The organism is Streptomyces sp. NBC_01508 (assembly GCF_045040315.1).
Taxonomy (GTDB): Bacteria; Actinomycetota; Actinomycetes; order Streptomycetales; family Streptomycetaceae; genus Streptomyces.
In genome coordinates this window covers 3,457,491-3,483,203 of sequence record NZ_CP109419.1, presented here as the reverse complement: position 1 = coordinate 3,483,203, position 25,713 = coordinate 3,457,491, and the positions used below count along the sequence as shown (strand labels likewise).

The window sequence follows — 25,713 nt, the reverse complement described above, 5'->3', positions numbered from 1 at the left end:
AGGCCGGACGGGACCGGGGTGGGGAGTCGGCGGGACGGCGGAGAATGGGTGTCATGAGTCCCCTCCTGCGCCGTACGAAGAAGAAACCCGCCGAGCGCGTGGTGACGCTCGTCTCCAAACCCGGCTGTCATCTCTGTGACGACGCCCGCGCCGTCGTGAGCGCGGTGTGTGCCGAGACCGGGGCGTCCTGGGAGGAGAAGGACATCATGGTCGACGAAGAGTTGCACCGCGCCTACTGGGAGCAGATCCCGGTGGTGCTCGTGGACGGCGAACAGCACACCTTCTGGCGGGTCGACGCCGATCGGCTCCGCAAGGAACTGGGGACCTGACAGAAAGACGGTTACGATCGTGGGCGCTTTGCCGAGCTTTTTCCGAAGGGCCGGGACGACCGGCTCCGGCGGGCGCGGCGAGTGGTCTCGGGGGCGTGGTCATGAGGAGTTGTACGGTTTTGCCCCCAGCATGGGTTCAACGGGCCGGTGGGTGCGAGGGTTCCAAGATCCCTCGTACGGGTCGCGTGACCCCGGTCACTCTGTACGGACAAAGCGGACACAATCTTTGTGCACGCGTTCACAAAGGCATACCCTGCACACGACGGGGCGGTCCTGGGACATACGGCCGCCTAAAGCCCCGCTCATCCCGCAGGAGCACCGTGGCAACTGGCCGAACTCACCGACCGGCGACCCGTAGCCGAGGAATCCCCGAGGCCACGGTCGCCCGGCTTCCGCTGTATCTGCGGGCGCTCACCGCACTCTCCGAGCGCTCCGTACCCACTGTGTCGTCCGAGGAACTCGCCGTGGCCGCCGGGGTCAACTCCGCGAAGCTGCGCAAGGATTTCTCGTATCTCGGCTCGTACGGAACGCGCGGTGTCGGGTACGACGTGGAGTACCTCGTCTACCAGATCTCCCGTGAACTCGGTCTCACCCAGGACTGGCCCGTCGTCATCGTCGGCATCGGCAATCTCGGCGCCGCGCTGGCCAATTACGGCGGATTCGCCTCCCGCGGCTTCCGGGTCGCCGCGCTGATCGACGCCGACCCCGAGATGGCCGGCAAGCCGGTCGCCGGGATGCCCGTCCAGCACACGGACGAGCTGGAGCGGATCATCAGCGACAACGGCGTCTCCATCGGGGTCATCGCGACCCCGGCGGGCGGTGCCCAGCAGGTCTGCGAGCGCCTGGTCGCCGCCGGGGTCACCTCGATCCTCAACTTCGCGCCGACCGTACTGACCGTGCCCGACGGCGTGGACGTACGGAAGGTCGACCTCTCGATCGAGCTCCAGATCCTCGCCTTCCACGAGCAGCGCAAGGCCGGTGAGGAAGCCGCCGCCGCCGAGGCCGGTACGCCGCCGCCGATCCGCTCCACCGCCGCGAGCCGGAAGGGACCCGACGGGGAAGTCCCCGCCGTGATGCCGGCATGAGTCTTCTGGTCATCGGTCTGAGCCACCGCAGCGCGCCCGTGAGCGTGCTGGACCGGGCGTCGCTGTCCCCGGACAGCCGGACCAAGCTCCTTCAGGACGTACTCGCCGCCGAACCGGCGACCGAGGCGGCCGTCCTCGCGACGTGCAACCGGGTCGAGCTGTACGCGGACGTGGACAAGTTCCACGCGGGAGTCGCCGAGCTGTCCACGCTGCTCGCCCGGCACAGCGGTGTCGGCCTGGACGAGCTGACCCCTTATCTCTATGTGCACTACGAGGACCGCGCCGTCCACCATCTCTTCTCGGTGGCCTGCGGACTGGACTCGATGGTCGTCGGCGAGGGCCAGATCCTCGGCCAGATCAAGGACGCGCTCGCGGGCGGCCAGGAGCTGCACACCGCCGGGCGGCTCCTCAACGACCTGTTCCAGCAGGCCCTGCGGGTCGGCAAGCGCGCCCACAGCGAGACCGGGATCGACCGGGCCGGGCAGTCGCTCGTCACCTTCGGACTCGAACAGCTCGCCGCGGGCGCGGACGTCAACACCTGGGCCGGGGGCCGCCGGGCGCTGGTCATCGGCGCCGGGTCGATGTCCTCGCTCGCCGCCGCGACACTCGCCCGCGCCGGGGTCGCCGAGATCGTCGTCGCCAACCGCACGGCGGCGCGCGCCGAGCGGCTGGTGGCCATCCTCAACGAGCCCGGCGGTACGGGAGTCAAGGCCCGCGCCGTCGACATGGGCGCCGTGGACGCCGAGTTGACACGTGCCGACGTCGTCGTCTCCTGCACCGGCGCCACCGGTCTCGTCCTGACGGCCGACGCCGTGGAGAAGGCCCTCGCGGGCGGCCGGGAACTCGCGCTGCTCGACCTCGCCATGCCCCGCGACATCGACGCCGCCGCGCACCGTGTCGTCGGCGCCCGGCTGATCGACATCGAGTCCCTGGCCGACGCGTCCGCCGACGCCCCGATGGCCGCCGACGTCGACCAGGTCAAGCGGATCGTCACCGACGAGGTCGCGGCCTTCGGCGCCGCCCAGCGCGCCGCCCACATCACCCCGACCGTGGTCGCGCTGCGCGCCATGGCCGCCGATGTCGTCACCAACGAGATCACGCGGCTCGAAGGCCGGCTCCCCGGCCTCGACGAGCGGCAGCGCGCCGAGATCACCCAGACCGTGCGCCGCGTCGTGGACAAGCTGCTGCACGCCCCGACCGTGCGGGTGAAGCAACTCGCCGGTGAGCCGGGCGGAGCCGGTTACGCGGACGCGCTGCGCGAACTGTTCGACCTCGACCCGCAGACGGTCGCCGCCGTCAGCCGGGCCGACCGGAGCGCACCCGGCGACCGCAGCGCACCCGTCGACCTGAACGCGGTCGACGTCGACAACCGAGGGCGAGTATGACCGAGAAGACACTGAGACTCGGGACCAGGCGGAGCAAGCTCGCCATGGCCCAGTCCGGGCAAGTGGCCGCCGCCGTGGGTGAGTTGACCGGGCGCGCGGTGGAGCTGGTCGAGATCACGACGTACGGCGACACCTCCCGTGAGCAGCTGTCCCAGATCGGCGGCACGGGCGTCTTCGTCACCGCGCTGCGCGACGCGCTGCTGCGCGGCGAGGTCGACTTCGCCGTCCACTCGCTGAAGGACCTGCCCACGGCGCAGCCCGAGAGCCTGACGCTGGCCGCCGTACCGCGCCGTGAGGACCCCCGGGACGTGCTGATCGCACGCGACGGGCTGACCCTCGACACGCTGCCGCACGGTGCCAGGATCGGTACGGGCTCCGCGCGGCGTACGGCGCAGCTCAACGCGCACGCCCGCAACCACGGCCTGCTGCTGGAGACCGTGCCGATACGCGGGAACATCGACACCCGCATCGGCTACGTCCACAGCGGTGAGCTGGACGCGGTCGTGCTGGCCGCAGCGGGTATCAACCGCCTCGGCAGGACGGAGGAGGTGACCGACTTCCTGTCGGTCGACTCCGTTCTGCCGGCCCCCGGCCAGGGGGCGCTGGCCGTCGAGTGCGTGGCTTCCGACCCGGAACTCGCCGCCGCACTCGCCGGTTTGGACGATCCGCTCACGCGGATCGCCGTCACCGCCGAACGTTCCCTGCTCGCCGCCCTGGAGGCCGGTTGCAGCGCACCTGTGGGTGCGCTGGCCGACCTGTTGGGCGACGGCCAGGACACGCGATTTGTCAACGAACTGCGCCTGCGTGGCGTCGTCGGCACGACCGACGGCTCGACGCTGGTGCAGTTGTCCATCACCGGTCCCGTACCCACGTCGCACGACGACGCCGTCGCGCTCGGTCGCGAACTCGCGTCCGAGATGCTCGCCAAGGGTGCGGCCGGTCTTATGGGGGAGCGAGCACTTTGAGCCCCATCGCCGACCACCCGGCCGTCCACGCATCAGGGCACGTCACCTTCCTCGGTGCCGGACCCGGGGATCCGGGTCTGCTGACACTCCGCGCCGTCGAGGCGCTTGCCGGGGCGGAGGTACTGATCGCCGAGCCGGATGTGCTCGACGTCGTACGCGCCCATGCCCGTGCGAGTGTGAGCACGCCTGAGATGACGATTGTTGACGATGCGTCAACAGCCGCTGGTATCCCAGCGATCAGGGATGCCGTCAATCTTGTCATGGAGGCCGCACGCGGCGGCAAGCGGGTCGTCCGTGCGGTGACCGGGGACCCCGGTCTCGACGGCGACACCGGCGCCGAGATGCTGGCGTGCGCCGCCGCGGGCATTCCCTTCGAGGTCGTGCCCGGTATCGCCGCCGCCGTGGGGGTGCCCGCCTACGCGGGTGTGCCGCTGCGCGACGCGCAGGGCATGGACGTCCGTTTCGTCGACAGCCGTACGGCCGGTGAGCGCTGCTGGACCGAACTCGGCGCGAGCGACGGCACGGTGGTCGTCTCGGCGACGCTGGAGACGGTCGCCGCGACCGCCGGTGAGTTCGTCGCCGCGGGCCGCAAGCCCGACACCCCGATGACGGTCACCGTCGCCGGTACGACGACGCGCCAGCGCACCTGGTCCGCGACGCTCGGCACGATCGCGCTGACGCTGAAGCAGGCGAAGGTGCTGCCGTCCGCGTCCGGGCATCAGCCGGTCATAGCCGTGGTCGGGGAGCGCAGTGCGCCCGCGCAGCGCGACCAGCTCGCGTGGTTCGAGTCGAAGCAGCTGTTCGGCTGGAAGGTGCTCGTGCCGCGTACGAAGGAGCAGGCCGCGTCGCTCTCCGACCAGCTTCGGTCCTACGGCGCCGTACCGCACGAGGTCCCGACCATCGCGGTCGAACCGCCGCGTACGCCCCAGCAGATGGAGCGCGCGGTCAAGGGTCTCGTCACCGGGCGCTACGAGTGGATCGCCTTCACATCGGTCAACGCGGTGAAGGCCGTCCGGGAGAAGTTCGAGGAGTACGGGCTCGACGCCCGTGCCTTCGCCGGGATCAAGGTCGCCGCGGTCGGCGAGCAGACCGCCGCCGCGCTGGTCGACTTCGGCGTCAAGCCGGATCTGGTGCCCAGCGGTGAGCAGTCCGCGGCCGGGCTGCTTGAGGACTGGCCGCCGTACGACCCGGTCTTCGACCCGATCGACCGGGTGTTCCTGCCGCGCGCCGACATCGCCACGGAGACGCTGGTCGCCGGGCTGATCGAGCTGGGCTGGGAGGTCGACGACGTCACGGCCTACCGGACCGTGCGCGCCTCGCCGCCGCCCGCCGAGACGCGGGAGGCCATCAAGGGCGGGGGCTTCGACGCGGTGATGTTCACCTCGTCGTCCACCGTGCGCAATCTGGTCGGCATCGCGGGCAAGCCGCACAACGTGACCGTCATCGCGTGCATCGGCCCGGCGACCGCCAAGACGGCGGAGGAGCACGGGCTGCGGGTGGACGTGCTGTCGCCGGAGCCTTCGGTGCACAGGCTGGCCGAGGCGCTGGCGGCGTTCGGCGCGCAGCGCCGGGAGGCGGCGCGGGAGGCCGGCGAGACGGTCACCCGGCCGAGCGAGCGGCGACCGGGGTCGAGGCGGCGTCGTTCGACGTAGGGGCGTACGGAGGGGACGTACGGGGTCTGTGGGGGGCTCCCGTCCACGCGGCGTAGCGTGGACGGGGTACGGCAGTGACAGCTCCTTCCGACCATGAGGCGACTCACCATGACTGTGTACGGTTCCTTCCCCGGTGCCCGGCCCCGTCGGCTGCGGACGAGCCCCGCGATGCGGCGCATGGTCGCCGAGACGCGGCTCCACCCGGCCGATCTGATCCTGCCCGCGTTCGTGCGGGAGGGGGCGGCCCAACCCGTACCCATCTCGGCCATGCCCGGCGTCGTCCAGCACAGCCTGGACACGCTGCGGAAGGCGGCCGTCGAGGCGGTGAGCGCGGGCGTCTGCGGGATCATGCTGTTCGGCGTGCCCGAGGAGGCGAAGAAGGACGCGCTCGGGACGGCCGGGACCGACCCTCAGGGCATCCTCCAGGTGGCGATCCGGGCGGTCCGCGAGGAGGTCGGGGACGATCTGGTGATCATGTCCGATCTCTGTCTGGACGAGTACACCGATCACGGCCACTGCGGGGTGCTCGACTCCGAGGGCCGGGTCGACAACGACGCGACGCTGGAGCGGTACGCGGAGATGGCCCAGGTACAGGCCGACGCGGGCGTTCATGTGGTGGGTCCCAGCGGGATGATGGACGGTCAGGTGGGCGTGGTCCGGGACGCGCTGGACACGATCGGCAAGGAGGACGTGGCCGTTCTGGCGTACACGGCGAAGTATTCGTCCGCGCTCTTCGGCCCGTTCCGGGAGGCGGTCGGCTCGTCGCTGACGAGCGACCGCAACACCTACCAGCAGGACCCGGCCAACTCCCGTGAGTCCATGCGCGAGTTGGCGCTGGATCTGGAGGAGGGCGCCGACATGGTGATGGTGAAGCCGGCCGGGCCGTATCTGGATGTGCTGGCGAAGGTGGCCGCCGAGGTGGCCGTGCCCGTCGCCGCGTACCAGATCAGTGGGGAGTACTCGATGATCGAGGCGGCGGCGGAGAAGGGCTGGATCGACCGGGACAGGGCGATCATGGAGAGCCTGACCGGGATCAAGCGGGCCGGGGCGCAGATGATTCTGACGTACTGGGCGACGGAGGTCGCGCGGGGGCTTTGAGGTCCTTGGGGGCGCCCGCGCGCTGTCGGTTGCCGGGACCGGGCGGGCGGGCCGGGGTTACCAGGTGAGGGCGTCGGCCATCGTCGACTGCCAGTAGGAGACCGACGTGGTGTCGGAGATCATCGTGCCCTTGGGGAGGGTGAGGTTCGCGGGCGAGCCCACCGATCCCGCGTTGTCGCGGCCCGAGAAGTTGACGCTGAGCTTGTACGCCGCGATGTCGGGGGAGCCGTCGCCGCCGAGTGCGATCGAGGCATAGGCCGACTCGCCGGGGGCCAGCGTGACGACCGCCTGAGGCTTGCTGTCCTCGTTGATCTGGGTGGTGGACTGGGCGTCGTCGAAGCCGAGGAGGGGCGCGTAGTAGGCGTCGCAGTTGCCGCCGCCGGCGTTGGTGGCGGTCACCAGCAGGTGGTTGATGGGGCGGGTGACCTCGGTGATGGTGACCTTGGTGTTGTCCCCGGTGCAGGGGGTGCGGGCGTCGCTGCTCTTGCCTTTGCCGCCGCCGCCGCTGTTGTTGCCGCCGTTGTTCTTGCCGCTGTCCGTGTCCGGGGTGGTGGAGTCCTGCGGCTTGCCGGTCGCCTCGGAATCGTTGGGCGCCTTGGACGCCGGCTCGTCCGTGGAGGAGTTGGACGTGGTCTGGGGCTCCGGGTTGGAGCCGACCACGTCGTCCGGCTGGCAGGCCGTGAGGGCGAGTACGGCCACGAGAGCGGTGGTGGCGGTGGCGGCGGCGGAGCGGATTCGAAGGGTGCGCATGAGGTTCTGTCTCCCGTTTCGGTGGTGCGTTCGGTAGCGGTTCAGTGGCGGTTGATGAGCACGAGCAGGACGCTTGTGCAGGCGATGAGTACGCAGACGGCCACGACATCAACGAGGCTGTCGCGGATTCGAGTTCGGATTGCTCCTCCTCGTTCGGCGGCTGCTGCACCTACCTTGCGGGGCGGCTGGAACCGGCCGCAATCGGCAGGGGACAATGAGGGAAGCTGGAATGCTCAGACGCCTGTGACCTGCGGGAACAGTGTTTCCCTGGAACGCGTTCCTGGAACGGCCGCGCACCTGTGGCGTACCGATGTGGAGGGAAACTGCGAGTGGCGACGACCGAGGCCAAGGCTTTCGCGGAACTGCTCAGCGAGCTGAAGGAGCGTTCGGGACACAGCTACGGCGTGCTCGCCGGGAAGCTCCACGTCAGTACGTCCACACTCCACCGCTACTGCAACGGCGACGCCGTGCCGGCCGACTTCGCGGCCGCGGAGCGGCTGGGGCGGCTGTGCGGGGCGACGGGCGAGGAGTTTGTGGAGCTGCACCGGCGGTGGATCCTCGCGGACGAGGCGCGACGGCGGGGCCGGGCGGCGGCGCCGTCGCCCGTTGTCCCTGCCTCTGTCGAGGACCCAGAGGATGAGGCTGTTTCTGATCCGCCGGTCGCCGAGTTGCCAGAGCCAGAAGAGCCAGAAGAGCCAGAGCCGGAGCCCGACTCCGCCGACGACGCGTCTTCTCCACGGCGCAGGAAGCGTCTGTACGTCACTCTCGCCGCCGCGGCGGTCGTCGCGGCCGTCGCCGTACCCGCCGTCGTCTTCGGCCCGCTGAACGAACCGTCGACCGATCGCTCACCCGTCGCGTCCCAGGTCTCGCAGCGCGGTGAGTCGGAGCCGGCCCAGCCGTCCGCCTCGCCCTCCGGGTCGCCTTCACCGAGCAAGTCGCCATCGGGGAAGGCCAGTCCGTCGGACTCGGCGACCGCCGCGGGCAAGGGAAGTGGCGGTGGCGGGGACGGCGGGAAGGGAGCGGTCGCCGGGGTGCCGGTGACGGTGAGCACCAAGCCGTACGCCTTCGAGGACCCGTGCAGCCAGCGCTATCTCGTGAACCGCCCCGCGACGCGGGTCCCCCCGCCCCCCAACGAGCAGGACGCGCCCGGCTGGGTGAGTGCGCTCGGCGGGGTCGCGAGCGGAAGCCAGTACATCGAGCTGGCTCTCCAGGGCACCGGGAGCGAGACCGTCGTACTCAAGGACCTGAACGTGCGGGTGGTGGCGAGCGAGGCGCCCCTCGCCTGGAACGACTTCGGCACCGGGTCCGGCTGCGGCGGCGGTGTGACGACGAGGGCGTTCTCCGTGGACCTGGACGCGGGCCGCCCCGATGTCGTACCGCAGGGCGGGCAGCGGGGCTTTCCGTACTCGGTGAGCGAGTCCGACCCGGAGGTCTTCTACGTCACCGCGAACGTCTCGGAGCACGCGGTCAGTTGGTATCTGGAACTGGAGTGGTCCAGCGGTGGCCGGGAGGACACGCTCCGCATCGACGACCACGGCAAGCCGTTCCGTACGAGCGGTGCGCAGGGGCGGCCGTCGTACGAGTATCCGCTGGGCGGCGACTCGAAGTGGGAGCCGGCGATCGAGCAGGACCCGGACCAGTATCCCTAGATGATCGATTCCATCCGTGGCCGATCGGCCACGGAACTCAGGCCGGCCGGGCAGCCTGTTGAGGGCCTGGGGTGGCCAGCTGCTCCGTGGTGGACGCCCCGTCGGTTGCCAGCCGCTGTGTGATCCGGTCGAACAAGTCCGTCAGCGGCGCACCGATGTCCTGGCCGAACTCAGTCAGCCCGTAGGTGACTTGGGGTGGCGTCGTCGGTTCGACCTTCCGCCAGACCAGGTCGTCCCGGACCAGTGCGCGCAGTGTCTGAGCGAGCATCTTCTCGCTGATGCCCTGGATGCTGTCGCGCAGCTCGTAGAACCGAAGGTCGGTGCTCCGCAAGGAGATCAGCACCCAGACACCCCACCTGCTGGTCACGTGGTCGACCACGTCGCGCGCAGGGCAGTCGGTGTGAAACACCTCATACCGATCGCCCGCCTCGGCCTGCGTCAGCTGCGCACCTTCACTCATGTCCGGAGCTTACCTCCGGGTATGTTCTTACGAAAAGTAAGTCTCTCTCCTAGCGTCAATTGCCGCAGTGCACAACGGACTAGGAGCTGAACATGATCGTGGTGACCGGAGCTACCGGGAATGTGGGCCGGCCTCTGACGCAGGCCCTGGCCAAGGCGGGCGAGCAGGTGACGGCGGTGTCACGGCACGCGGCGGCAGTGCCGGACGGGGTCCGGCACGTGCCGGCCGACTTGGCCGAGCCGCAGGGCCTCGCCCCCGCTTTGGACGGGGCGAAGGCGCTGTTCCTCCTGCTCTCCGGCGACCTGCACGCCCCCGGAGCCAGGCCGGCCGACATTGTCGGCCTGGCTGCTGCCAGCGGGGTCCGCCGAGTCGTCCTGCTGTCTTCGCAGGGCGTGGCGACCAGGCCGCTCGGCCCGTCGCGGATCGCGATGCGCGCCGTGGAGGACGCGTTGAGGGAGTCCGGCCTGGACTGGGCCGTCCTACGGCCGGGCGGCTTCGCCTCCAACGCCTTGGCGTGGGCGGAGTCCGTCCGCACGCGAGGGACGGTCGCCGCACCCTTCGGCGATGTCGGGGTTCCGATCGTCGACCCGGCGGACATCGCCGAGGTCGCGGCGGCCTGCCTGCTGGACGACCGGCACACCGGCGGAATCTTCGAGCTGACCGGGCCTGAGGTGATCACGCCCCGCCAGCAGTCGGAGGCCATCGCCGCCGCGCTCGGCTCGCCGGTGCGATTCCACGAACTCACCCGCGAGGAGGCCAGAGCCGCGATGACCCAGTCCGTGGCGCCGCAGCTCGCCGACGACACCCTGGACATCATCTCCGCCCCGAACCCCGCCGAACTGCGGATCAGCCCCGACGTGGAACGAGTCCTCGGTCGCGCCCCGCGCCCCTTCAGCAACTGGGTCGCCCGTGGCATCGACGCTTTTCGCTGAGGCACAACTCAGCTGAGGCGCCCGGGCAGCCTCGTGCCACCGCGCGATTACGAGCACTCTCCTGGGCGCTGGGATAAGTTGCCGCCATGACTGGACTTGGACCCGTGGCCTGGCCGCCGCCGGTCCCGATCAGGACCGAACGGCTCGTGCTCCGTGAGTCCGAGGCCCGGGACCGCGCGGAGTTCATCGAGCTGTTCGCGTCGCCAGAGGTGGGCACCTATGTCGGTGGCTCCCGGCCGCGTGCCGAACTCGAACGCGCGGTGCCCGCGGTGCCCGGTCGGCGCTCCGGCCTTTTCGTGATCGACCTCGACGGAGCGATGATCGGCATGATCACGCTCGATCGGCGCGACGCGGGGCGTCCGGGGCGGTCAGGGCGTCCGGGGCACGTCCGTCCGGAGGGCGGGGAGGCCGAGTTGGGCTATCTCTTCCTGCCGGAAGCGTGGGGGCGCGGGTACGCCGCCGAGGCGTGCGCCGCGGCACTCGACTGGTTCGCCGACGCGCTTCCCGGCGAGCCGGTGGTGCTCTCCACCCAGACCGCCAACGACCGCGCGATGCGCCTCGCGGCGAAGCTGGGTTTCGTCGAGGTGGAGCGGTTCGAGGAGTACGGCGCCGAGCAGTGGTTCGGCGTGTGGCCAGGCCGCGCCATGACCTGAGGCGCTTCAACTGGGCGCGGCCCGGACGGGATTGCTCTAGGCGGTGTCCGGTGTTTCGGCCGCCTCGGGCGTCTCGGACGGTTCGGCCGCCTCGGGGGCTTCCGGCGCTTCCGGAGGCTCCGCGCCCTCGTTCATGTTCGTCTCGCCGAAGATCGTGGCGTGTTCCAGCACGTCCTCGGCCGGGTCGTCGATCTGGCCGATCGAGAGCACCGTGAAGCCGCCGTTGTGCGAGTTCGTGTGGGTCTCGTCCGCGGCGGCGCCGGTGGCCGGCAGTAAGGCGGCCAGCACCGCCGCGCCCAAGACGGTCAGGGTGTGTGTGGCTTTCATCTGGTGGTAGCCCGTCTGCTCGTCGTAGCCCTCGTGGTCCGGTCTGTCTATTGGGCAGAACGGGGGCAGAAGTCACGGCTGACGGCGTGTGTCGGGACGATATTCACTTGATCGGCGTAGCAGGCGCGACGGTCAGTTGACGATGTCCGAGGTGAAGGCGGCCCAGGCGGCGGGGGCGACGGTCAGCACCGGGCCGTCCGAGACCTTGGAGTCCCGGACATGCACGGCGGCGGGGTGCGCTGCGACCTCGACGCAATTGCCGCCTTCGCTGCCGCTGTAGCTCGACTTGTGCCAGTCGTAGGCGACTTCGAGGCAGGCACCACCCTCGCTGCCGCTGTAGCTGGACTTGAACCACTCACGTGCGGTGCTCATTACTCTCCTAGCAGCCGGTCCAACAGGCCCTTCGTCTCTTCGGTGTTGAGGGCCTGCGTCCGCAGCATCGCATATTTGCGCGCCAGGATGCTGACCTCATCCGGGTCCTCGACAAAGAGGCTGCCCCGCTGGGTCTCGACATAGGCGAGATGCTGATGATCGGGTGTCTCCAGCAGAACGAACGGGCCGTCGAGCCCCGCGTGAGTGGTCCGGCCGAGCGGCATGATCTGGAGGGTCAGGCCCGGGAGGTCGGCGCTCTCCCGGAGATGGCGAAGCTGCTCCGTGTAAACGGCCGGGGAGCCGAGCCGGTCTTTGAGCACTGCTTCGCCGATCAGGAAACTGCATGTCGGCGGGACCTTGCGGTGCAGGATCTGTTGGCGTTCGATGCGTCCGGAGACGCGGGTGTTGATCTCGTCCTCGCTGTACGCGGGCACCCTGCTGCGGAAGACCGACCGCGCGTAGTTCTCCGTCTGGAGCAGACCGGGCACCACCTGGTTCTCGTACGAGGAGATGGCGATCGCCTCCTGCTCCTGATCGATGAACGCCGCCGCCCACACCGGATACCGGTCGATCTCCGGCATGTTCTCCACCGCCGTCTCCAACGCCCCCTTCGTCTGGAGCACTTGATCCAGCAGGATCGCCAGGTCAAGCTTCAGTAGTCGCCGACCCTGCTCGATCGAGGCGATCGTCTCCGTGCCTACGCAGGCCAGCTCCGCGAGTTGGCGTTGAGTCATCCCCGCCACCTGCCTGAACAGGGCCACCAGTGCGCCCACGAGCTTCATCGCCGACGCGTTCTTCCGCTGTCGCTTCTTTTTGCTGTGCATGTCCGTCCAACTCCCCGTCCCCGTGCGTACGTCACGCCTTCACAGCCCGTACGGATTCTTTGTACGGGTGCGCGTACTGCACTAGCGTAATCACAGGCAGTGACAATCGCCCCGTGAATGAGACGAGTCCACCCCCCGCCCTGCGCGAGCGCTTCTACCGCCGCGAACGCCGATCCATCCCCGCCACCAGGCAGTTCGTACGGGAGGCGGTGATCGACTGGGCGCTCGCCGACCGGCTCGACGACGTCTTGCTGTGCGTGAGCGAGCTGGCTACCAACGCCCTGGTGCACGGAGTTCCGCCGGGACGCGGCTACCGGCTGCGGCTGTGGCTGCTCGCGGACGGGGTGTTCCGTATCGAGGTGCACGACAGCGGCGACGGGCGGCCCAGTGTCCGCGAGCCGTACGGGGAGTCGGGGCGCGGGCTCATGCTCGTCGCCGCGCTCGCCGACAAGTGGGGTGTGGGGGAGCGTGATCCCGGCAAGATCGTGTGGTGCGAGTTCGTGTGATGACGGCTCACACGGTCGAATATGCGCTGGTGCGGGGGAAGTTGGGCTCGTGCCATCGGAGGATGGTCAAGAGTCGGCTCCCCCTCACCGCGTCGGTCGGCGTCGGAGTGGCGGTCATTCTCTGGGTTGCCGCTGTCGAGCCCGGACTCGGAGCCGGGTGATGCGGTGTGCCGTCCGGCCCTGAACCCCGCCTGGACCGCCGATGTGTCCTACGAGGATCCGTACTGCACGGCGCGTGCGCTGAACGTCTGCTCGTCGAAGCGGAACGAGCGGCTGTCCGGCGCCCTGCCGCTGCCCATGCCCACGGGTGTCGCGGCGGGCGTGCTGATCCATCCGCGGTCCATCATCGATGAACGGGACTCCGAGCGGCTGAGCGCACCTGAACGCATGGAGATCAGATCGGGAACAGCGGCTGACACGCCACAAATCGCCGCGCTCCACACCGGCAGTTGGCGTACCGCCTACGCGGGCATCATGCCCACCAGCTATCTGGAGGGGCCGCTGGCCGAAGAGCACGCCGGCTTGTGGCGGGCCCGACTCCTCGACCCGGGGCCGGTCGCCGACGAGACTGCCGAGACCCCCCCACCTCCTGGTGGCGGTCGACGGCGATGCGCGGACGGCCGGATTCGCCTACCTCGTTCCGCAGGCTGACGGCCGCATCCTGCTGGACAACCTCCATGTCAGACCAGGAATCATCGGTACCGGAATTGGTTGGCGCCTGCTGTGCGGAGCGTTCGCGTGGGCCGCGGCCGAGCATCCGGGACGGCCCGTCCATCTGGAAGTCCTCAAGGACAATGTCCGTGCGAGCGACTTCTACTCCCGCCAGGGCGGCCGTCCCACCGCAGAACGTACCGAGCGATTCCCGGCCGGGTTCGAACTCGCCGAGATCGAGTACACCTGGACCATCCCCGGAAACAGGGCCAGGCCCGGCCCTAATCCCACCAGAACGTCCAGGCAGGCTGGTTGAGCACCTGGTGCGTGGCGTACGCGGGCAGCGTCGTGTGCCGGCCTTGGTCGATGTTGTCCGGGCAGAACGCGAAGTGTTCCGCCGCGACCGCCTCCGCCTCCGCCTGCGTCATCGGCGGGGCGGCCACCGAGACCACCAACTGGTCGAAGGTGAGCGCCACCACCCGTATCCCGAACCGGTCCTCCCACGACCGCAGCACCGCGCACAGCCGCGCCACGTCGCCCTCGTGGTTTGTCGGTCCCAGCCAGCCGATGGCTGCCGGTATGTCCGCGCTGCGGCGGGCGGGGACCAGGGCGAGGCGCGCGCCGTGCATCCAACTGCCTTCGTCCGTAAGGAGAGAGGCCACCTCGGCCGCTTCCTTGTCGGGGTCGGCGGCCAACTCCCGCGCGGGCGCCAGGCCTGGCCACTCGCCGTCGTCCCCCGTCGTCACGTGCTCCCAGGACTCCGAGAGGACGTCCTGCGCGTCGTGGTCGCCCGGATACGACGCCGACTCCGGGCTCAGCTCCCAATCCTCCGGCCACTGCTTGCGGTGCCCGCCGTGAACGAGCAGCGGATGCAGCCCGGCCGTCCTGCGGGCGGACAGCAGATCGGCCCACGCCCGAGGGGCCGCCGGCTCGTCCGCGTACCACAGGAGTGGCTCGTGCCAGGTCCCGTCGATGGTCGCGTCGACCAGTGTGCCGGGCGGCAGTTGGAGCCCGACCGACCGTCCCGAGGGGTCGGCGGCCAGGGCGGGCAGGGGGTTGGGGAGCGTCGCCATGCAGGAGACCCTAGAGCCCGCCACTGACAACGGAGTGTCTCCCCGGGGAACTCGACGGGGGATCCGGACGGTCGACGCGCGAACCACAATCTGAGTGACGTGACCGACTCGATACCGCCGCCCTGGGTTGACGACCTCTTCCCGTTTCCCATCCCGCCCGCGCTGCGCACGCTCGTGGACGGCGCCTGGCAGCACGCTTACGCGTTCTACCTGGAGAACGACACCTACGACCACACCCTGCTGGAAACCCACTACGGCTTCATGTTCGACCTGACCAGGACTCCGCGCCCGCTCGACGGCTGGGAGGGATACCCCGAGTTCAGTGACGATTTCCGGCGGCCGTCGATACCGATGTACGCCACACCGGAGTTCGTGTCCTTCGGCGCACTGGGCGACGGTGGCGACGTCGGCTGGCTGGTGCCCGCGCGACGACAGCCGTTCCGGAGTGCCGGAGACCAGACGGTGGACCTGCGAGGCGGACAGGTCGGTCCCGCGTTCGCGCAGCGGGGGGACCAGCTCGGTGGCCGGTTCGCGTACCGTCGCGAATTCGCGTCTGGTGCCATTGGCGGCAGTTGGAACAGCGGTACAGCCGTTGGCGCCTGGAACGATCATGGGCAGGGTGCGAGCGTGCCGACCCGGTTCTCGTACGCGCGGCGGGACTTGCGCTGGGCGGGCCGGGACCGCCGGGACGCCCTGGTCGGTCGAGACTCGCTTGTGGACCAGGTTCGCCGCTCGGGGCCGGCCCCTTCCGTACGGAGGACCGGACCCTGTCGTCATACCTTGCTGCGGCATCCGGCGAGAAGGAGGGCGACCATGCCCTTGGCGTCGGCCTGGCCGTAGTCGGGGCCGGTGATGCAGAGGTTTCCGATGGCGCGCAGGAGCGTGTAGGCGGCGACACCGGGGCGAAGTTCCCCGGTGGCGGCGCATGCGTCCAGCAATGACGCGCAGGCCGGGACCAGGGTGTCGAGCATGAGGGTGTGGAGGTTCTCCAGTCCTGGGTCACCGGACCCCAGTGCCGCACCGAGGCCGTGCTTGGTCACCAGGAAGTCCACGAACGCGTCCGTCCACAGGGCCAGAGCGGTGAACGGCGAGGCGGATTCCTCAAGAAGCCGGGGCGCGAGAGCGGTGCAGGCGTCGATCTGGTGCCGGTAGACGGCAGTGACGAGATCCGCGCGGGTCGGGAAGTTCCGGTAGACCGTGCCGACACCGACGCCGGCACGGTCGGCGATGTCGCGGACGGGTGCCTGGACGCCCCGGTCCGCGAAGACCGCCGCAGCGGCCTCCAGCACGCCACTGCGGGTGCGCTGAGCCTGTGCCTGGCGTACCCCGACCGACTCCGGCACGGATGCCTCCCATTGCTCGCGGAACAATGTTCCGCTAGTTTGGCGGAACGATGCTCCGCCAAATTATGGCATTCCGGTACTCATGGAAAGCGCAGGACCCTCATGTCCTCGTCCCACTCCCTCAGCCAGCAGATCGTCTCGGTCAAGCCCATCGTTGTTCCCTCGCCCGGGCGCGGCATTGACCTTCAGGTAAAGGTCACCGCACCCCGGTCGGGCCAGAACCTGCCTGTGATCGTCTTCTCCCACGGGAACGCGTGGTCACTGGACGGGTACGAGCCCCTCGTCGACCGGTGGGCCGCCGCCGGATTCGTCGTGGTGCAGCCCACCCACCTGGACTCCCGGCGCAACGCCATCGCCTGGGACGACCCGCGCTTCGCCACTGTCTGGCGCGTGCGGATCACCGACCTGCACACAATCCTCGACCACCTCGCAGACGTCCTGGCCCAGGCCGGCCTGGAGACTCGCGCCGACCGTGAGCGCACTGCCGTGGTCGGCCACTCCTGGGGCGCCCAGACCGCGGGCGCCCTCCTCGGTGCGCGCGTGCTGGACGCGGAGGGTGTCGCGGGAGAGGACTTCTCCCACTCCGCGGTTTCGGCCGGTGCGCTGATCGGGGCGACGGGAACCGGCGACACCCTCACCCCGTTCGCCGCCGAGAACCTTCCGTTCATGAAGCCGGACTTCTCCACCATGACCGTCCCGGCCCTGGTCGTCGCGGGCGGCAAGGACGACTCGCAGCTCTCCACCCGCGGGCCGGAGTGGTTCACCGACGCCTACCACCTCAGCCCGGCGCCCAAGAGCCTGCTCAGCATCACCGAGGCCGAGCACACCATGGGCGGAATCGCCGGCGAGAAGGTCGCCGAGACCACCGACGACGACCCCGCCCGTGTCGCCCTCACGGCCGACGCGATCTCCGCCTACCTCCGCGCGGCCCTCAACCTCGACGACGCCGAGTGGACCGCCCTCAACAGCACCGCCGAAGGCGGCGACGGTACGTGGAGCCTCGTCGGCAAGTGAGCTCAGCCTGACCGCCGGGACACACTCGGCGGTCAGCGGTCAGCGGTCAGCGGGGAGCGACTGGTACCCGCTCTCGTGCGTGCTGCTGTCTGGGCCGCCCGCCCGAGTACGCGGACCGCCTCGACGTGATGGCGCCGAGCTACGAGCCCGGGTGCTACTGGTCCTTGCGGAGCAGGTCCGCGAGGCGTGACAGGCCGTCCGCCGCGTGGCCTTCGGCCACCGCGCGGTCGAGCAGCGGCTGGAACGGGGCGAACAACTCCGTGCTGACACCCTGCGCGGCGAACGTGCTCAGCAGGTTCGGGAACGCCTCCTGGTTGACGGCCAGGCTCGACACATCCGTCAGATGCTGCCCCGAGTCGATCGCCTCCGCCCACCTCGGCGCCCCGCCGAGCATCGCGCTCACCCACGGCACCAGCAACTCCGAGAACTCGGTGGCCGGGACGGACTCCGTACCGACGAGGGCGTACGCCTGCATCACGCCCGCGATCATCCCGTACATGCCGGTGAGCAGCGCCACGTCGTACAGCGCGGCCAGGCCGGGGTCGGTGCCGACGTACTTCGTGCCGCCGAACGCCGCGAACGTCTCCTGGTGGGTGTCGAAGAGGTCCCGCGCGCCGCTGTAGAGGACGTACGCGTGCGGCCCCGCGATCATCTGCGGGACGGCGATGATCCCGCCGTCGAGATACCCGGCGTCCTCCTTCGCCGCCCAGTCGGCGAGGTCGCGGGCCTGCGCGGGGGTGCCGTTGGTGAGGTTGGCGAGGGTCTTGCCGGTGAGCTGCCCGGAGAGCGGTTCGAGGACCGTACGGACGGTGTCGTACGTGGTGAGGCAGACGACCACCAGCGGGCTCGCGGCCACGGCTTCGGCGGCCGTGTCGGCGGGGGTGGCGCCCTGGGCGACCAGTGGGCCGGTCTTGGCGGCGGATCTGTTCCACACGGTCACGGGGTGACCGGCCTTGAGGAGGGCGGCGGCCAGGGCGGTGCCCATCATGCCGAGGCCGATGACGGAGACGGGGGGCTGGGGGTTGGCAGGCATGCGGGTGCTCCTCCGGGAGGCGCGAATGGTGGTCACTTCGCTTTCGATCTTCGGCCGGGGGACGTCTGCCGACAAGTACTGACTATTTTGTGCGCTACGCACCGCGAGGTAAGGAAGCGCCGACGGGAGGGGACCGGAGGCGGCAGGATGCGCGCTTCAACTTGCTTACCAGGAGCCTCAGGAGCCCGATCTTGTCCTACGCGCACCATGGCGAGCGGTTCCACGGAACGTGGTATCGGACGAGGTGGAGTACCCGGAGGTGCGGCCGGGGGTGCGGGGCACATGTCCCCGGTTGTGTCCGCCCGCGCCTGGGCCGCCTTGAGTACTGGTCAGACCACCGACGGCAGAGCGCGGGTCAGTTCCGCGCGGTCGAAGTCCGCCGGTTCGGGCTCGGGTTCGGGTTCCGGTTCCGGCCCCGGAGCCACAGCACGAGGGGTGTACCGATCGCGACGGCCGCGAACACCGCGATCAAGATCCACATGCGGGGCGGCATGGGGTCCTTGGACAGGGCGAAGGCGATGCCCGCGACGGCCCCGGCCGAGATGCCCAGTGACGGACGCCAGTCGTCGTCCCGGATGACCGTGTCCCCGAAGAAGGCCAGTAGCCACGGCATCGTCAGCATGGCGGCGAAATGCCAGCCGCCGCCGTCAGGAACGCCGCAACCTCGACGTGATGGTCCGCAGCCGAGGTACACCGACCCGGCGAGCGCCCAACCGAGCACTCCGGCAACACCCAACCCCACGAGAAACCCCAACCCCTTTTTCCCCATGGCCGGATGCTATGCGCCGGCCAAGACTTCGGGGGCCGCAACCCAGAACTACGGCAGCGGGGTGCCCGGGGCGCCTGGGGTGTCGAGCCAGAGGTGCTGTCCGGTGGGGGTGACGGTGAGCCCGTACCGGGTGCGCTCCGGCGAACCGGCGTTCTGCCACCGGCCGTACGCGCTCTCCACCTCGCTCCAGAGCCGGCGCGGGCCGTGCTGGTGGCCGGCGTACTCGGTGGCGCCCGGGACGTAGTCGACACAGGCCCACGAGCCGGTGGTGCGGTCGGCCAGCCAGACGGTGAACTCTCCGTCGGGGCCGTGGCCCACGGTGTAGCGGCAGTCGGGGACGAGGACGCCTGCGGTGAACGCGGCGTTCTCGTCGCCGAAGACGTCGCGGGGGTCGAGGCCGGTGCGTGTGGCGGTGGCCGCGGCCTGATTCCGCACGGTGGCCATCACGTCGCGCTCGGGCGCCTCCTGCCTGTTCCACATGAACGAGCAGTCGCCGACGACGGGGCCGCTCGCCGTGCCGTCCTCACCTACGGTGAGGCGCAGGAGGACGCCGTTGTAGAGCCCGGTCCCCCACGGCAGCACGATCACCCCGCCGGGCGCGGTCTGTTCCACCAGGCCGTACGGCACCGCATGGAGCGCGTAGGTGGCGATGACGCGGTCGTACGGTGCGCGGGCCGGGCAGCCTTGGCCGCCGTCGCCGGTGATGACGGTGGGGGCGCAACCCGCGTCCTTCAGGCGTGCGCGGGCGGTGTCGGCGAGGCGGGGATCCATCTCGACGGACACGACGTGCTCGTCGCCGAGCCGGGCGGCGAGCAGCGCGGCGTTGTAGCCGGTGCCGGTGCCCACCTCCAGCACGGTCATGCCGTCGGCCACCGCGAGGATGTCGAGCATGGTGGCGACGACGCGCGGCATGCTCGCGGAGCTGGAGGGCGTGAGCGCGGTGGCCGCCTCGCCGCCGTCGTCCTCGTTTGGGACCTCGTCCTCGACCTGGGTGACGAGTGCCCGGTCGTCGTAGACGAGGGCGTTCCAACTGGCGGGGGCGGTGGTGCGGTTGACCGGGTGGTAGCGACCCTCGTCGTGGATCCAGATGCGATCAGGGATGAACCGCTTGCGGTCGACCTGGGCGAACACGTCGCGCCACGACGGGCTGAGGTGGCCCGCTTCGGTCAACCGCCTGGCGAGGGTGGCGGGAGAGCTTTCGCCACTCACCTCTTCGGTGTCTCCGGACGCTTCGGGTCGCGCGGAGGAATTGGTTTGTCGGGCTTGTGCCCGTCGCTCTCGGACGGGTCGGGCTTGCCGCTGTGGCTGCCGCTCATGTCAGCTCCTCTTCAAGTCGCCGAACGTGCTGTAGGCATATGCTAGCGGAGCGTGACGAGCGTCCGTAAGGACACTTTCGAGTGGTGGTTGGCAGGCCCTACAGCCGCTCGGGCGTGCGGATGCCGAGCAGGGACATGCCCTGGTGCAGGGTGCGGGCCGTGAGGTCGCAGAGGAAGAGGCGGTTCTCCGCGACCTCCTGGGGAGGGGCCGGCCTGACGACCGGGCACTCCGTGTAGAACGTCGAGAACAGCGACGCCAGTTGGTACAGGTACGCCGTCAGCTTGTGCGGCTCGTACGCCGTCGCCGCCTCCGTCACCACCTCGCCGAACTGGTCCAGGTGCAGGCCCAGCGCCCGTTCCGCCGGGGCCAGTTCGAGCTCCGGGTGGGCGACCGGCGCGCGGTCGCCCGCCCGGCCGAAGATCGAGCGGGTCCGGGCGTAGGCGTACTGGATGTACACGCTCGTGTCGCCCTGAAGCGACACCATCTGGTCCAGGTCGAACTTGTAGTCCCGCGACGCGGATGTGGACAGGTCGGCGTACTTCACCGCGCCGATGCCCACCTCCGTGGCGCGCTCGGTGATCTCGTCCTCGGTCAGGCCAAGGCCCTCGCTCTTCTCGCGGACGACCGCCGACGCGCGCTCGACCGCCTCGTCCAGCAGGTCCGACAGCCGTACCGTCTCGCCCTCACGGGTCTTGAACGGCTTGCCGTCCTTACCGAGGACGGTGCCGAAGGCGAGCTGGACGGCCTTGACGTCGTCGTTCAGCCAGCCGGCCCGGCGGGCGGTCTCGAAGACCATCTTGAAGTGGAGGGACTGGCGGGCGTCCACCACGTACAGCAGGGTGTTCGCCTTCAGGGTCCCCACCCGGTCACGGATCGCGGACAGGTCGGTGGCCGCGTACCCGTAACTGCCGTTCGTCTTCTTGACGATCAGCGGCGTCGGGTTGCCGTCGGGGCCCTTCACGTCGTCGAAGAAGACGCACAGCGCCCCGTCGGAGCGGACGGCGACGCCCGTCTCCTCAAGGATGCGGCAGGTCTCTTCGAGCATGTCGTTGTAGGCGGACTCACCGACGACGTCCGCGTCGTGGATCTCCATGTCGAGCTTGTCGAAGACCGAGTGGAAGTAGATCTTCGACTCGTCCACGAAGCGCTGCCACTGGGCGAGCGTCCCGCCGTCACCGGCCTGGAGCGCGACGACCCGGTCGCGGGCGCGGGCCTTGAACTCCTCGTCGGAGTCGAAGACCGTGCGCGCCGCCTTGTAGAGGCGGTTGAGGCTCGACATCGCCTCCTCGCCGGAGACCTGATCCGCGCCGCTGTGGTCCAACTCGTGCGGGTGCTCGGTCAGATACTGGATGAGCATGCCGAACTGCGTGCCCCAGTCGCCGATGTGGTGGCGCCTGATCACGTTCTCGCCGGCGAACTCCAGGATCTCGACCATCGCCGCGCCGATCACGGCGGACCGCAGATGGCCGACGTGCATCTCCTTGGCGACGTTGGGCTGCGCGTAGTCGATGACCGTCGTGCCGGGGTCGGCGGCGCGCGGGACGCCGAGGCGGTCGTCGGCGGCGCGGGCGGCCAGCGTCTCGGTGATCGCCCGGTCCGTGACGGTGATGTTGAGGAAGCCGGGGCCCGAGACCTCGACGTCCTTGATCACCTCACCGGCGGCCAGCGCCTGAACGACCTTCGCCGCCAGCTCGCGTGGATTGCCCTTCAGCTTCTTGGCGAGGGCCAGCATCCCGTTGGCCTGGAAGTCCGCCCGGTCGCTACGTCGCAGCAGCGGGTCCCCGGGGCCGGCCTCCGGCAGGGCAGCCGAGAGGGCGTCCGCGATGCGCTGATCGACGGTCGAGGCGAGGGAAGTGACCGGGGCCATGGGCTGGGAGCCGTTCCTGTAGAGGGGGTGGTGAGAGGGGGCGTCTGTGAGTCCATTCTCCCATGGGGCGACAAGTCGTTTTCGCATTGTCGTAGGGGCCTGGGACAATGGCGGTCGCCGGTATCGCCGGTATCTCAGGGATCGCAGGGCCAAGCAGAAAGAAGGACGTACCGACCGTGGCTCAGAGCACCGAGACCGACTGGGTCTCCCGTTTCGCGGACGATGTCATCGCCGAGTCGGAGCGACGTGCGCCTGGCAAACCGGTCGTCGTCGCCTCCGGCATCTCCCCCTCCGGCCCCATCCACCTGGGCAATCTCCGCGAGGTCATGACACCGCACCTCGTCGCCGACGAGATCCGCAGGCGGGGCCACGAGGTCAGGCACCTCATCTCCTGGGACGACTACGACCGGTATCGGAAGGTGCCGGCCGGGGTCCCCGGGGTGGACACGTCCTGGGCCGAGCACATCGGCAAGCCCCTGACGTCCGTGCCCGCGCCGGCCGGGTCCGCGTACCCGAACTGGGCCGAGCACTTCAAGGCGGAGCTGGTCGGGTCGCTGGCGGAGCTGGGCGTCGAGTACGACGGGATCAGCCAGACCGAGAAGTATCTGGCGGGGACGTACCGCGAGCAGATCCTGCACGCGATGCGGCACCGGGGCGACATCGACGCGATCCTCGGGCGGTATCGGACGAAGGACGCGGCGAAGGGTGGTGCGAAGAAGGCGCCTCAGCAGCAGAAGAAGGTCGACGAGGCCGAGCTGGAGGCCGCCGAGGGATCGGGCGCCGCCGCCGAGGACGACGGCGCCGGGTCCGCCGGGTACTTCCCGTACAAGCCGTACTGCGGCAACGAGGGCTGCGGCAAGGACCTGACCACCGTCACGGCGTACGACGACGGGACGACCGAGCTGAGTTACCTCTGCCAGGCGTGCGGCTTCGGCGAGACCGTACGGCTCAGCGAGTTCAACCGCGGCAAGCTGGTCTGGAAGGTCGACTGGCCGATGCGCTGGGCGTACGAGGGCGTGATCTTCGAGCCGTCGGGTGTCGACCACTCGTCGCCCGGCTCGTCGTTCGTGGTCGGCGGGCAGATCGTGCGCGAGATCTTCGACGGCGTTCAGCCGATCGGGCCGATGTACGCGTTCGTGGGGATCTCCGGGATGGCGAAGATGTCGTCCTCCAAGGGAGGCGTGCCGACCCCGGCCGACGCGCTGCGGATCATGGAGGCGCCGCTGCTGCGCTGGCTGTACGCGCGGCGCAGGCCGAACCAGTCCTTCAAGATCGCCTTCGACCAGGAGATCCAGCGGCTGTACGACGAGTGGGACGCCCTGGAGCGCAAGATCGCCGACGGGTCGGTGCAGGCGGCCGACGCGGCGGCGTACTCACGGGCCACGCGCACGGCGGGCCGTGAGCTGCCGCGTACGCCGCGTCCGCTGTCGTACCGCACGCTGGCCTCCGTCGTGGACATCACGGCGGGCGCCGAGGAGCAGACGCTGCGGATCCTCGGCGACCTGGACCCGGCCGACCCGCTGACCTCCCTGGACGAGGCGCGGCCCCGGCTGGACAAGGCGGAGAACTGGATCACCAGCCAGGTGCCGGCCGAGGCCCGGACGGTCGTGCGGGGCGAGCCCGACCGGGAGTTGCTGGACTCACTGGACGAGCAGACGCGCGAGGCGCTGCGGCTGCTGCTGGCCGACCTCGACACGCACTGGTCGCTGGACGGGCTCACGACGCTCGTCTACGGCGTACCGAAGGTACTGGCGGGGCTGGCGCCCGACGCGAAGCCGACGCCCGAACTGAAGGCCGCGCAGCGGTCGTTCTTCGCCGTGCTCTACCGGCTGCTGGTGAGCAGGGACACCGGGCCGCGGCTGCCGACGCTGCTGCTGGCGGTGGGGGCGGAGCGGGTGCGGGTGCTGCTGGGCGGGTGAGCCGCGCCAGCCACTGAGCCGCGGGGCGCCTAGGGCGTGTTTCGAAAGTCCCGCCTGGCCGACGACGCCTGGCACGCACACTCGCCGCGTTGTCGGACTCGTCCAAGTACGTCCAGTACGAGAACGATCCTCCGCCTTGCGATCGCACGCACCAGACGCCGTCGGCCCCGCCCTTCGGGCGGACGGCGCTACTCTCGCAACACGCCCTAGGCGATGTGTTCGGAGTCCTGGGCGTCCAGCTCTTCCTGGTAGCGGCGCGGGTAGCCCTTCATGTAGTTGCGCATGGAACTCTCGCTCAACGGGCCGCCCGTGCGGCCCGTCACGCCGTACAAGTCCTGCAAGTAGACCGCGAGTTGGCGGGCGTTGGGCATGTCCTTGCGCTCGCTGACGTATCGCCGGAAGGCGTGGAAGTACGCCTCGTCACGGGACATGCCCTCGGGGAGCGTGGGGCCGGGGAGTTCCTCCGGCTCGGGCTCGGGCTCCGGCTCGGCTTCGGGCTCCAACTCGACCGGGGGCTGGGGGCCGAGCGCGCGGCGGTGTGGGGCCTGCTGTCGCTGTTCTTGCTGCTGCTGTCGCTGGTCTTCGTACTGCTCGTACTGCTGCTCGTCGTATTGCTGCTGCTCGTACTGCCGGGGGTCGTACATCGGGTCGTACGAGCCCTCGTACGGACCCTCCTGCGCTCGCTGGGAGGCGAACCAGGGGTTCTCCTGGCTCTGCCGCTGCTCGTGCTCCCGCGCCCACTGCTCTTCCTTCTGGCGCTGGATCCAGTCTTCTTCGGTGAGTTCGGGCGTGGGCGTGGGCGCCGGCACGGATGCGGGGAGGGACGCCGGGGCCGGCTCGATCGCCGTCGCCGTCGCGGGGGCCGGGGGGAGCAGGGCCGGTTCGATGCCGGCGGCGGCGAGGCCGGCCGGGGCGGTGTCCGCGAGGGGGACGCCGTACTTCGCGAGGCGCAGCGGCATCATCGCCTCGATGGGAGCCTTGCGGCGCCAGCCGCGGCCGTAGCGGGCCTGGAGGCGGGCCTGGTAGATGAGCCGGTCCTGTTCGAGCTGGATGATGTCCTCGTAGCTGCGGATCTCCCACAGCTTCATCCGGCGCCACAGCTTGAACGTCGGGACGGGCGAGAGCAGCCAGCGGGTGAGGCGGACACCCTCCATGTGCTTGTCGGCGGTGATGTCCGCGATGCGGCCGACCGCGTGGCGGGCCGCCTCGACGGAGACGACGAACAGGATCGGGATCACCGCGTGCATGCCGACGCCGAGCGGGTCGGGCCAGGCGGCGGCGCCGTTGAAGGCGATGGTCGCGGCGGTGAGCAGCCAGGCGGTCTGGCGCAGGAGCGGGAACGGGATCCGCATCCAGGTCAGCAGCAGGTCGAGCGCGAGCAGGACGCAGATGCCCGCGTCGATGCCGATCGGGAAGACGACCGAGAACCGGCCGAAGCCCTTCTGCTCGGCGAGTTCGCGCACCGCGGCGTACGACCCCGCGAAACCGATCGCGGCGATCAGAACCGCGCCGGCGACGACGACGCCGATGAGTATTCGGTGCGTGCGAGTGAGCTGCATCGCGGCCACCCGTTGCCCCTCCCGTCCTGGACAGCTGGCCGGACGTCTGGCTGGACGTCTGGCGGGGCACAGCCTGGCACATGTGTACGGGTGCTGTGTCCCGGGGAGCCGTGCGGCGCCGGGGAGTTGGGGCGCGAGAGGCCGGTGGGGTGGGGGGTCTGCCCTCAATTGCCGGGCGGGA

The 25,713-nt window shown here is 70.0% G+C and carries 27 protein-coding genes; 15 read left to right on the top strand and 12 right to left on the bottom strand.

What is annotated here, in order from left to right:
• The first annotated feature begins 53 nt into the window (after positions 1 to 53).
• From OG700_RS15935 to hemB, 6 genes are all read left to right on the top strand, one after another.
• Positions 54 to 329 (top strand): glutaredoxin family protein, encoded by a 276-nt coding sequence (locus OG700_RS15935; protein ID WP_405614030.1) that lies wholly within the window; start codon positions 54 to 56, stop codon positions 327 to 329.
• A 320-nt stretch (positions 330 to 649) separates the two neighbouring features.
• Positions 650 to 1,414: a redox-sensing transcriptional repressor Rex gene (locus OG700_RS15930; protein WP_069629975.1), complete on the top strand. Its 765-nt coding sequence runs from the start codon at positions 650 to 652 to the stop codon at positions 1,412 to 1,414.
• Positions 1,411 to 2,799 (top strand): glutamyl-tRNA reductase, encoded by a 1,389-nt coding sequence (locus tag OG700_RS15925; protein ID WP_405614028.1) that lies wholly within the window; start codon positions 1,411 to 1,413, stop codon positions 2,797 to 2,799. The genes OG700_RS15930 and OG700_RS15925 overlap by 4 nt, the downstream gene beginning before the upstream one ends.
• The gene (gene hemC, locus OG700_RS15920; RefSeq protein ID WP_405614025.1) at positions 2,796 to 3,764 is read left to right on the top strand and encodes a hydroxymethylbilane synthase; all 969 of its coding nucleotides are present in this window, start codon (positions 2,796 to 2,798) and stop codon (positions 3,762 to 3,764) included. The genes OG700_RS15925 and hemC overlap by 4 nt, the downstream gene beginning before the upstream one ends.
• Entirely contained in the window at positions 3,761 to 5,416 is a 1,656-nt protein-coding gene (locus tag OG700_RS15915) for a uroporphyrinogen-III synthase (protein ID WP_405614023.1), read from the top strand. Before hemC ends, OG700_RS15915 begins: the two co-directional genes overlap by 4 nt.
• 108 nt (positions 5,417 to 5,524) lie before the next feature.
• Entirely contained in the window at positions 5,525 to 6,514 is a 990-nt protein-coding gene (gene hemB / locus OG700_RS15910) for a porphobilinogen synthase (RefSeq protein WP_405614021.1), read from the top strand.
• A gap of 57 nt (positions 6,515 to 6,571) precedes the next feature.
• Here the strand turns inward: hemB and OG700_RS15905 are convergent, their stop codons facing one another.
• Positions 6,572 to 7,264: a DUF4232 domain-containing protein gene (locus OG700_RS15905; RefSeq protein ID WP_405614019.1), complete on the bottom strand. Its 693-nt coding sequence runs from the start codon at positions 7,262 to 7,264 to the stop codon at positions 6,572 to 6,574.
• Positions 7,265 to 7,593: 329 nt separating this feature from the next.
• Between OG700_RS15905 and OG700_RS15900 the strand changes: the two genes are divergently transcribed.
• Positions 7,594 to 8,913 (top strand): helix-turn-helix domain-containing protein, encoded by a 1,320-nt coding sequence (locus OG700_RS15900; protein WP_405614017.1) that lies wholly within the window; start codon positions 7,594 to 7,596, stop codon positions 8,911 to 8,913.
• Between the two features lie 37 nt (positions 8,914 to 8,950).
• Here the strand turns inward: OG700_RS15900 and OG700_RS15895 are convergent, their stop codons facing one another.
• The gene (locus OG700_RS15895; protein ID WP_405614015.1) at positions 8,951 to 9,373 is read right to left on the bottom strand and encodes a winged helix-turn-helix transcriptional regulator; all 423 of its coding nucleotides are present in this window, start codon (positions 9,371 to 9,373) and stop codon (positions 8,951 to 8,953) included.
• Between the two features lie 92 nt (positions 9,374 to 9,465).
• Between OG700_RS15895 and OG700_RS15890 the strand changes: the two genes are divergently transcribed.
• Complete coding sequence (locus tag OG700_RS15890; RefSeq protein ID WP_405614013.1) at positions 9,466 to 10,305, top strand: SDR family oxidoreductase; 840 nt, start codon at positions 9,466 to 9,468, stop codon at positions 10,303 to 10,305.
• Between the two features lie 86 nt (positions 10,306 to 10,391).
• Positions 10,392 to 10,958 (top strand): GNAT family N-acetyltransferase, encoded by a 567-nt coding sequence (locus OG700_RS15885; protein ID WP_405614011.1) that lies wholly within the window; start codon positions 10,392 to 10,394, stop codon positions 10,956 to 10,958.
• A gap of 36 nt (positions 10,959 to 10,994) precedes the next feature.
• Here OG700_RS15885 and OG700_RS15880 read toward each other — a convergent pair whose 3' ends face one another.
• The 3 genes from OG700_RS15880 to OG700_RS15870 form a co-directional block, all read right to left on the bottom strand.
• The gene (locus tag OG700_RS15880) at positions 10,995 to 11,285 is read right to left on the bottom strand and encodes a hypothetical protein (protein WP_405614009.1); all 291 of its coding nucleotides are present in this window, start codon (positions 11,283 to 11,285) and stop codon (positions 10,995 to 10,997) included.
• A 132-nt stretch (positions 11,286 to 11,417) separates the two neighbouring features.
• Entirely contained in the window at positions 11,418 to 11,657 is a 240-nt protein-coding gene (locus OG700_RS15875; protein ID WP_405614007.1) for a DUF397 domain-containing protein, read from the bottom strand.
• Positions 11,657 to 12,481: a helix-turn-helix domain-containing protein gene (locus OG700_RS15870; protein ID WP_405614005.1), complete on the bottom strand. Its 825-nt coding sequence runs from the start codon at positions 12,479 to 12,481 to the stop codon at positions 11,657 to 11,659. The genes OG700_RS15875 and OG700_RS15870 overlap by 1 nt, the downstream gene beginning before the upstream one ends.
• Before the next feature lie 113 nt (positions 12,482 to 12,594).
• Between OG700_RS15870 and OG700_RS15865 the strand changes: the two genes are divergently transcribed.
• The 3 genes from OG700_RS15865 (at position 12,595) to OG700_RS15855 (ending at position 13,954) form a co-directional block, all read left to right on the top strand.
• A complete protein-coding gene (locus OG700_RS15865) occupies positions 12,595 to 12,987 on the top strand; it encodes an ATP-binding protein (RefSeq protein WP_405614003.1) in 393 nt (130 codons plus the stop codon).
• 165 nt (positions 12,988 to 13,152) lie between these two features.
• Positions 13,153 to 13,638 carry a hypothetical protein gene (locus tag OG700_RS15860; protein ID WP_405614001.1) on the top strand — a complete coding sequence of 162 codons (486 nt, stop codon included), beginning with the start codon at positions 13,153 to 13,155 and terminating at the stop codon, positions 13,636 to 13,638.
• A complete protein-coding gene (locus tag OG700_RS15855; RefSeq protein ID WP_405613999.1) occupies positions 13,580 to 13,954 on the top strand; it encodes a GNAT family N-acetyltransferase in 375 nt (124 codons plus the stop codon). Before OG700_RS15860 ends, OG700_RS15855 begins: the two co-directional genes overlap by 59 nt.
• On the opposite strand, the gene OG700_RS15850 is transcribed toward OG700_RS15855, so the two are convergent.
• Positions 13,920 to 14,711, bottom strand: coding sequence for a DUF4253 domain-containing protein (locus OG700_RS15850; protein ID WP_405613997.1), 792 nt, complete (start codon positions 14,709 to 14,711; stop codon positions 13,920 to 13,922). The two genes, OG700_RS15855 and OG700_RS15850, sit on opposite strands and share 35 nt — an antisense overlap.
• A gap of 99 nt (positions 14,712 to 14,810) precedes the next feature.
• Here OG700_RS15850 and OG700_RS15845 point away from each other — a divergent pair, with 99 nt between their 5' ends.
• Positions 14,811 to 15,551, top strand: a complete 741-nt coding sequence (locus OG700_RS15845; RefSeq protein ID WP_405613995.1) for a hypothetical protein — start codon at positions 14,811 to 14,813, stop codon at positions 15,549 to 15,551.
• Here OG700_RS15845 and OG700_RS15840 read toward each other — a convergent pair.
• The gene (locus OG700_RS15840) at positions 15,485 to 16,054 is read right to left on the bottom strand and encodes a TetR/AcrR family transcriptional regulator (protein WP_405613993.1); all 570 of its coding nucleotides are present in this window, start codon (positions 16,052 to 16,054) and stop codon (positions 15,485 to 15,487) included. The two genes, OG700_RS15845 and OG700_RS15840, sit on opposite strands and share 67 nt — an antisense overlap.
• A 102-nt stretch (positions 16,055 to 16,156) precedes the next feature.
• Here OG700_RS15840 and OG700_RS15835 point away from each other — a divergent pair, with 102 nt between their 5' ends.
• The gene (locus OG700_RS15835) at positions 16,157 to 17,068 is read left to right on the top strand and encodes an alpha/beta hydrolase family protein (protein WP_405613991.1); all 912 of its coding nucleotides are present in this window, start codon (positions 16,157 to 16,159) and stop codon (positions 17,066 to 17,068) included.
• A 154-nt stretch (positions 17,069 to 17,222) separates the two neighbouring features.
• Here OG700_RS15835 and OG700_RS15830 read toward each other — a convergent pair whose 3' ends face one another.
• From OG700_RS15830 to argS, 4 genes are all read right to left on the bottom strand, one after another.
• Positions 17,223 to 18,101, bottom strand: coding sequence for an NAD(P)-dependent oxidoreductase (locus tag OG700_RS15830; RefSeq protein WP_405613989.1), 879 nt, complete (start codon positions 18,099 to 18,101; stop codon positions 17,223 to 17,225).
• Between the two features lie 355 nt (positions 18,102 to 18,456).
• Positions 18,457 to 18,723, bottom strand: a complete 267-nt coding sequence (locus tag OG700_RS15825; RefSeq protein ID WP_405613987.1) for a hypothetical protein — start codon at positions 18,721 to 18,723, stop codon at positions 18,457 to 18,459.
• A gap of 195 nt (positions 18,724 to 18,918) precedes the next feature.
• On the bottom strand, positions 18,919 to 20,079 hold the full coding sequence (locus OG700_RS15820) for a methyltransferase domain-containing protein (RefSeq protein WP_405613985.1): 1,161 nt from the start codon (positions 20,077 to 20,079) through the stop codon (positions 18,919 to 18,921).
• A 205-nt stretch (positions 20,080 to 20,284) separates the two neighbouring features.
• Entirely contained in the window at positions 20,285 to 22,054 is a 1,770-nt protein-coding gene (gene argS / locus OG700_RS15815; protein ID WP_405613983.1) for an arginine--tRNA ligase, read from the bottom strand.
• A 107-nt stretch (positions 22,055 to 22,161) separates the two neighbouring features.
• Between argS and lysS the strand changes: the two genes are divergently transcribed.
• The gene (gene lysS, locus OG700_RS15810; protein ID WP_405613981.1) at positions 22,162 to 23,973 is read left to right on the top strand and encodes a lysine--tRNA ligase; all 1,812 of its coding nucleotides are present in this window, start codon (positions 22,162 to 22,164) and stop codon (positions 23,971 to 23,973) included.
• A gap of 206 nt (positions 23,974 to 24,179) precedes the next feature.
• On the opposite strand, the gene OG700_RS15805 is transcribed toward lysS, so the two are convergent.
• Positions 24,180 to 25,541, bottom strand: coding sequence for a DUF2637 domain-containing protein (locus OG700_RS15805; RefSeq protein ID WP_405613979.1), 1,362 nt, complete (start codon positions 25,539 to 25,541; stop codon positions 24,180 to 24,182).
• Between the last annotated feature and the right edge of the window lie 172 nt (positions 25,542 to 25,713).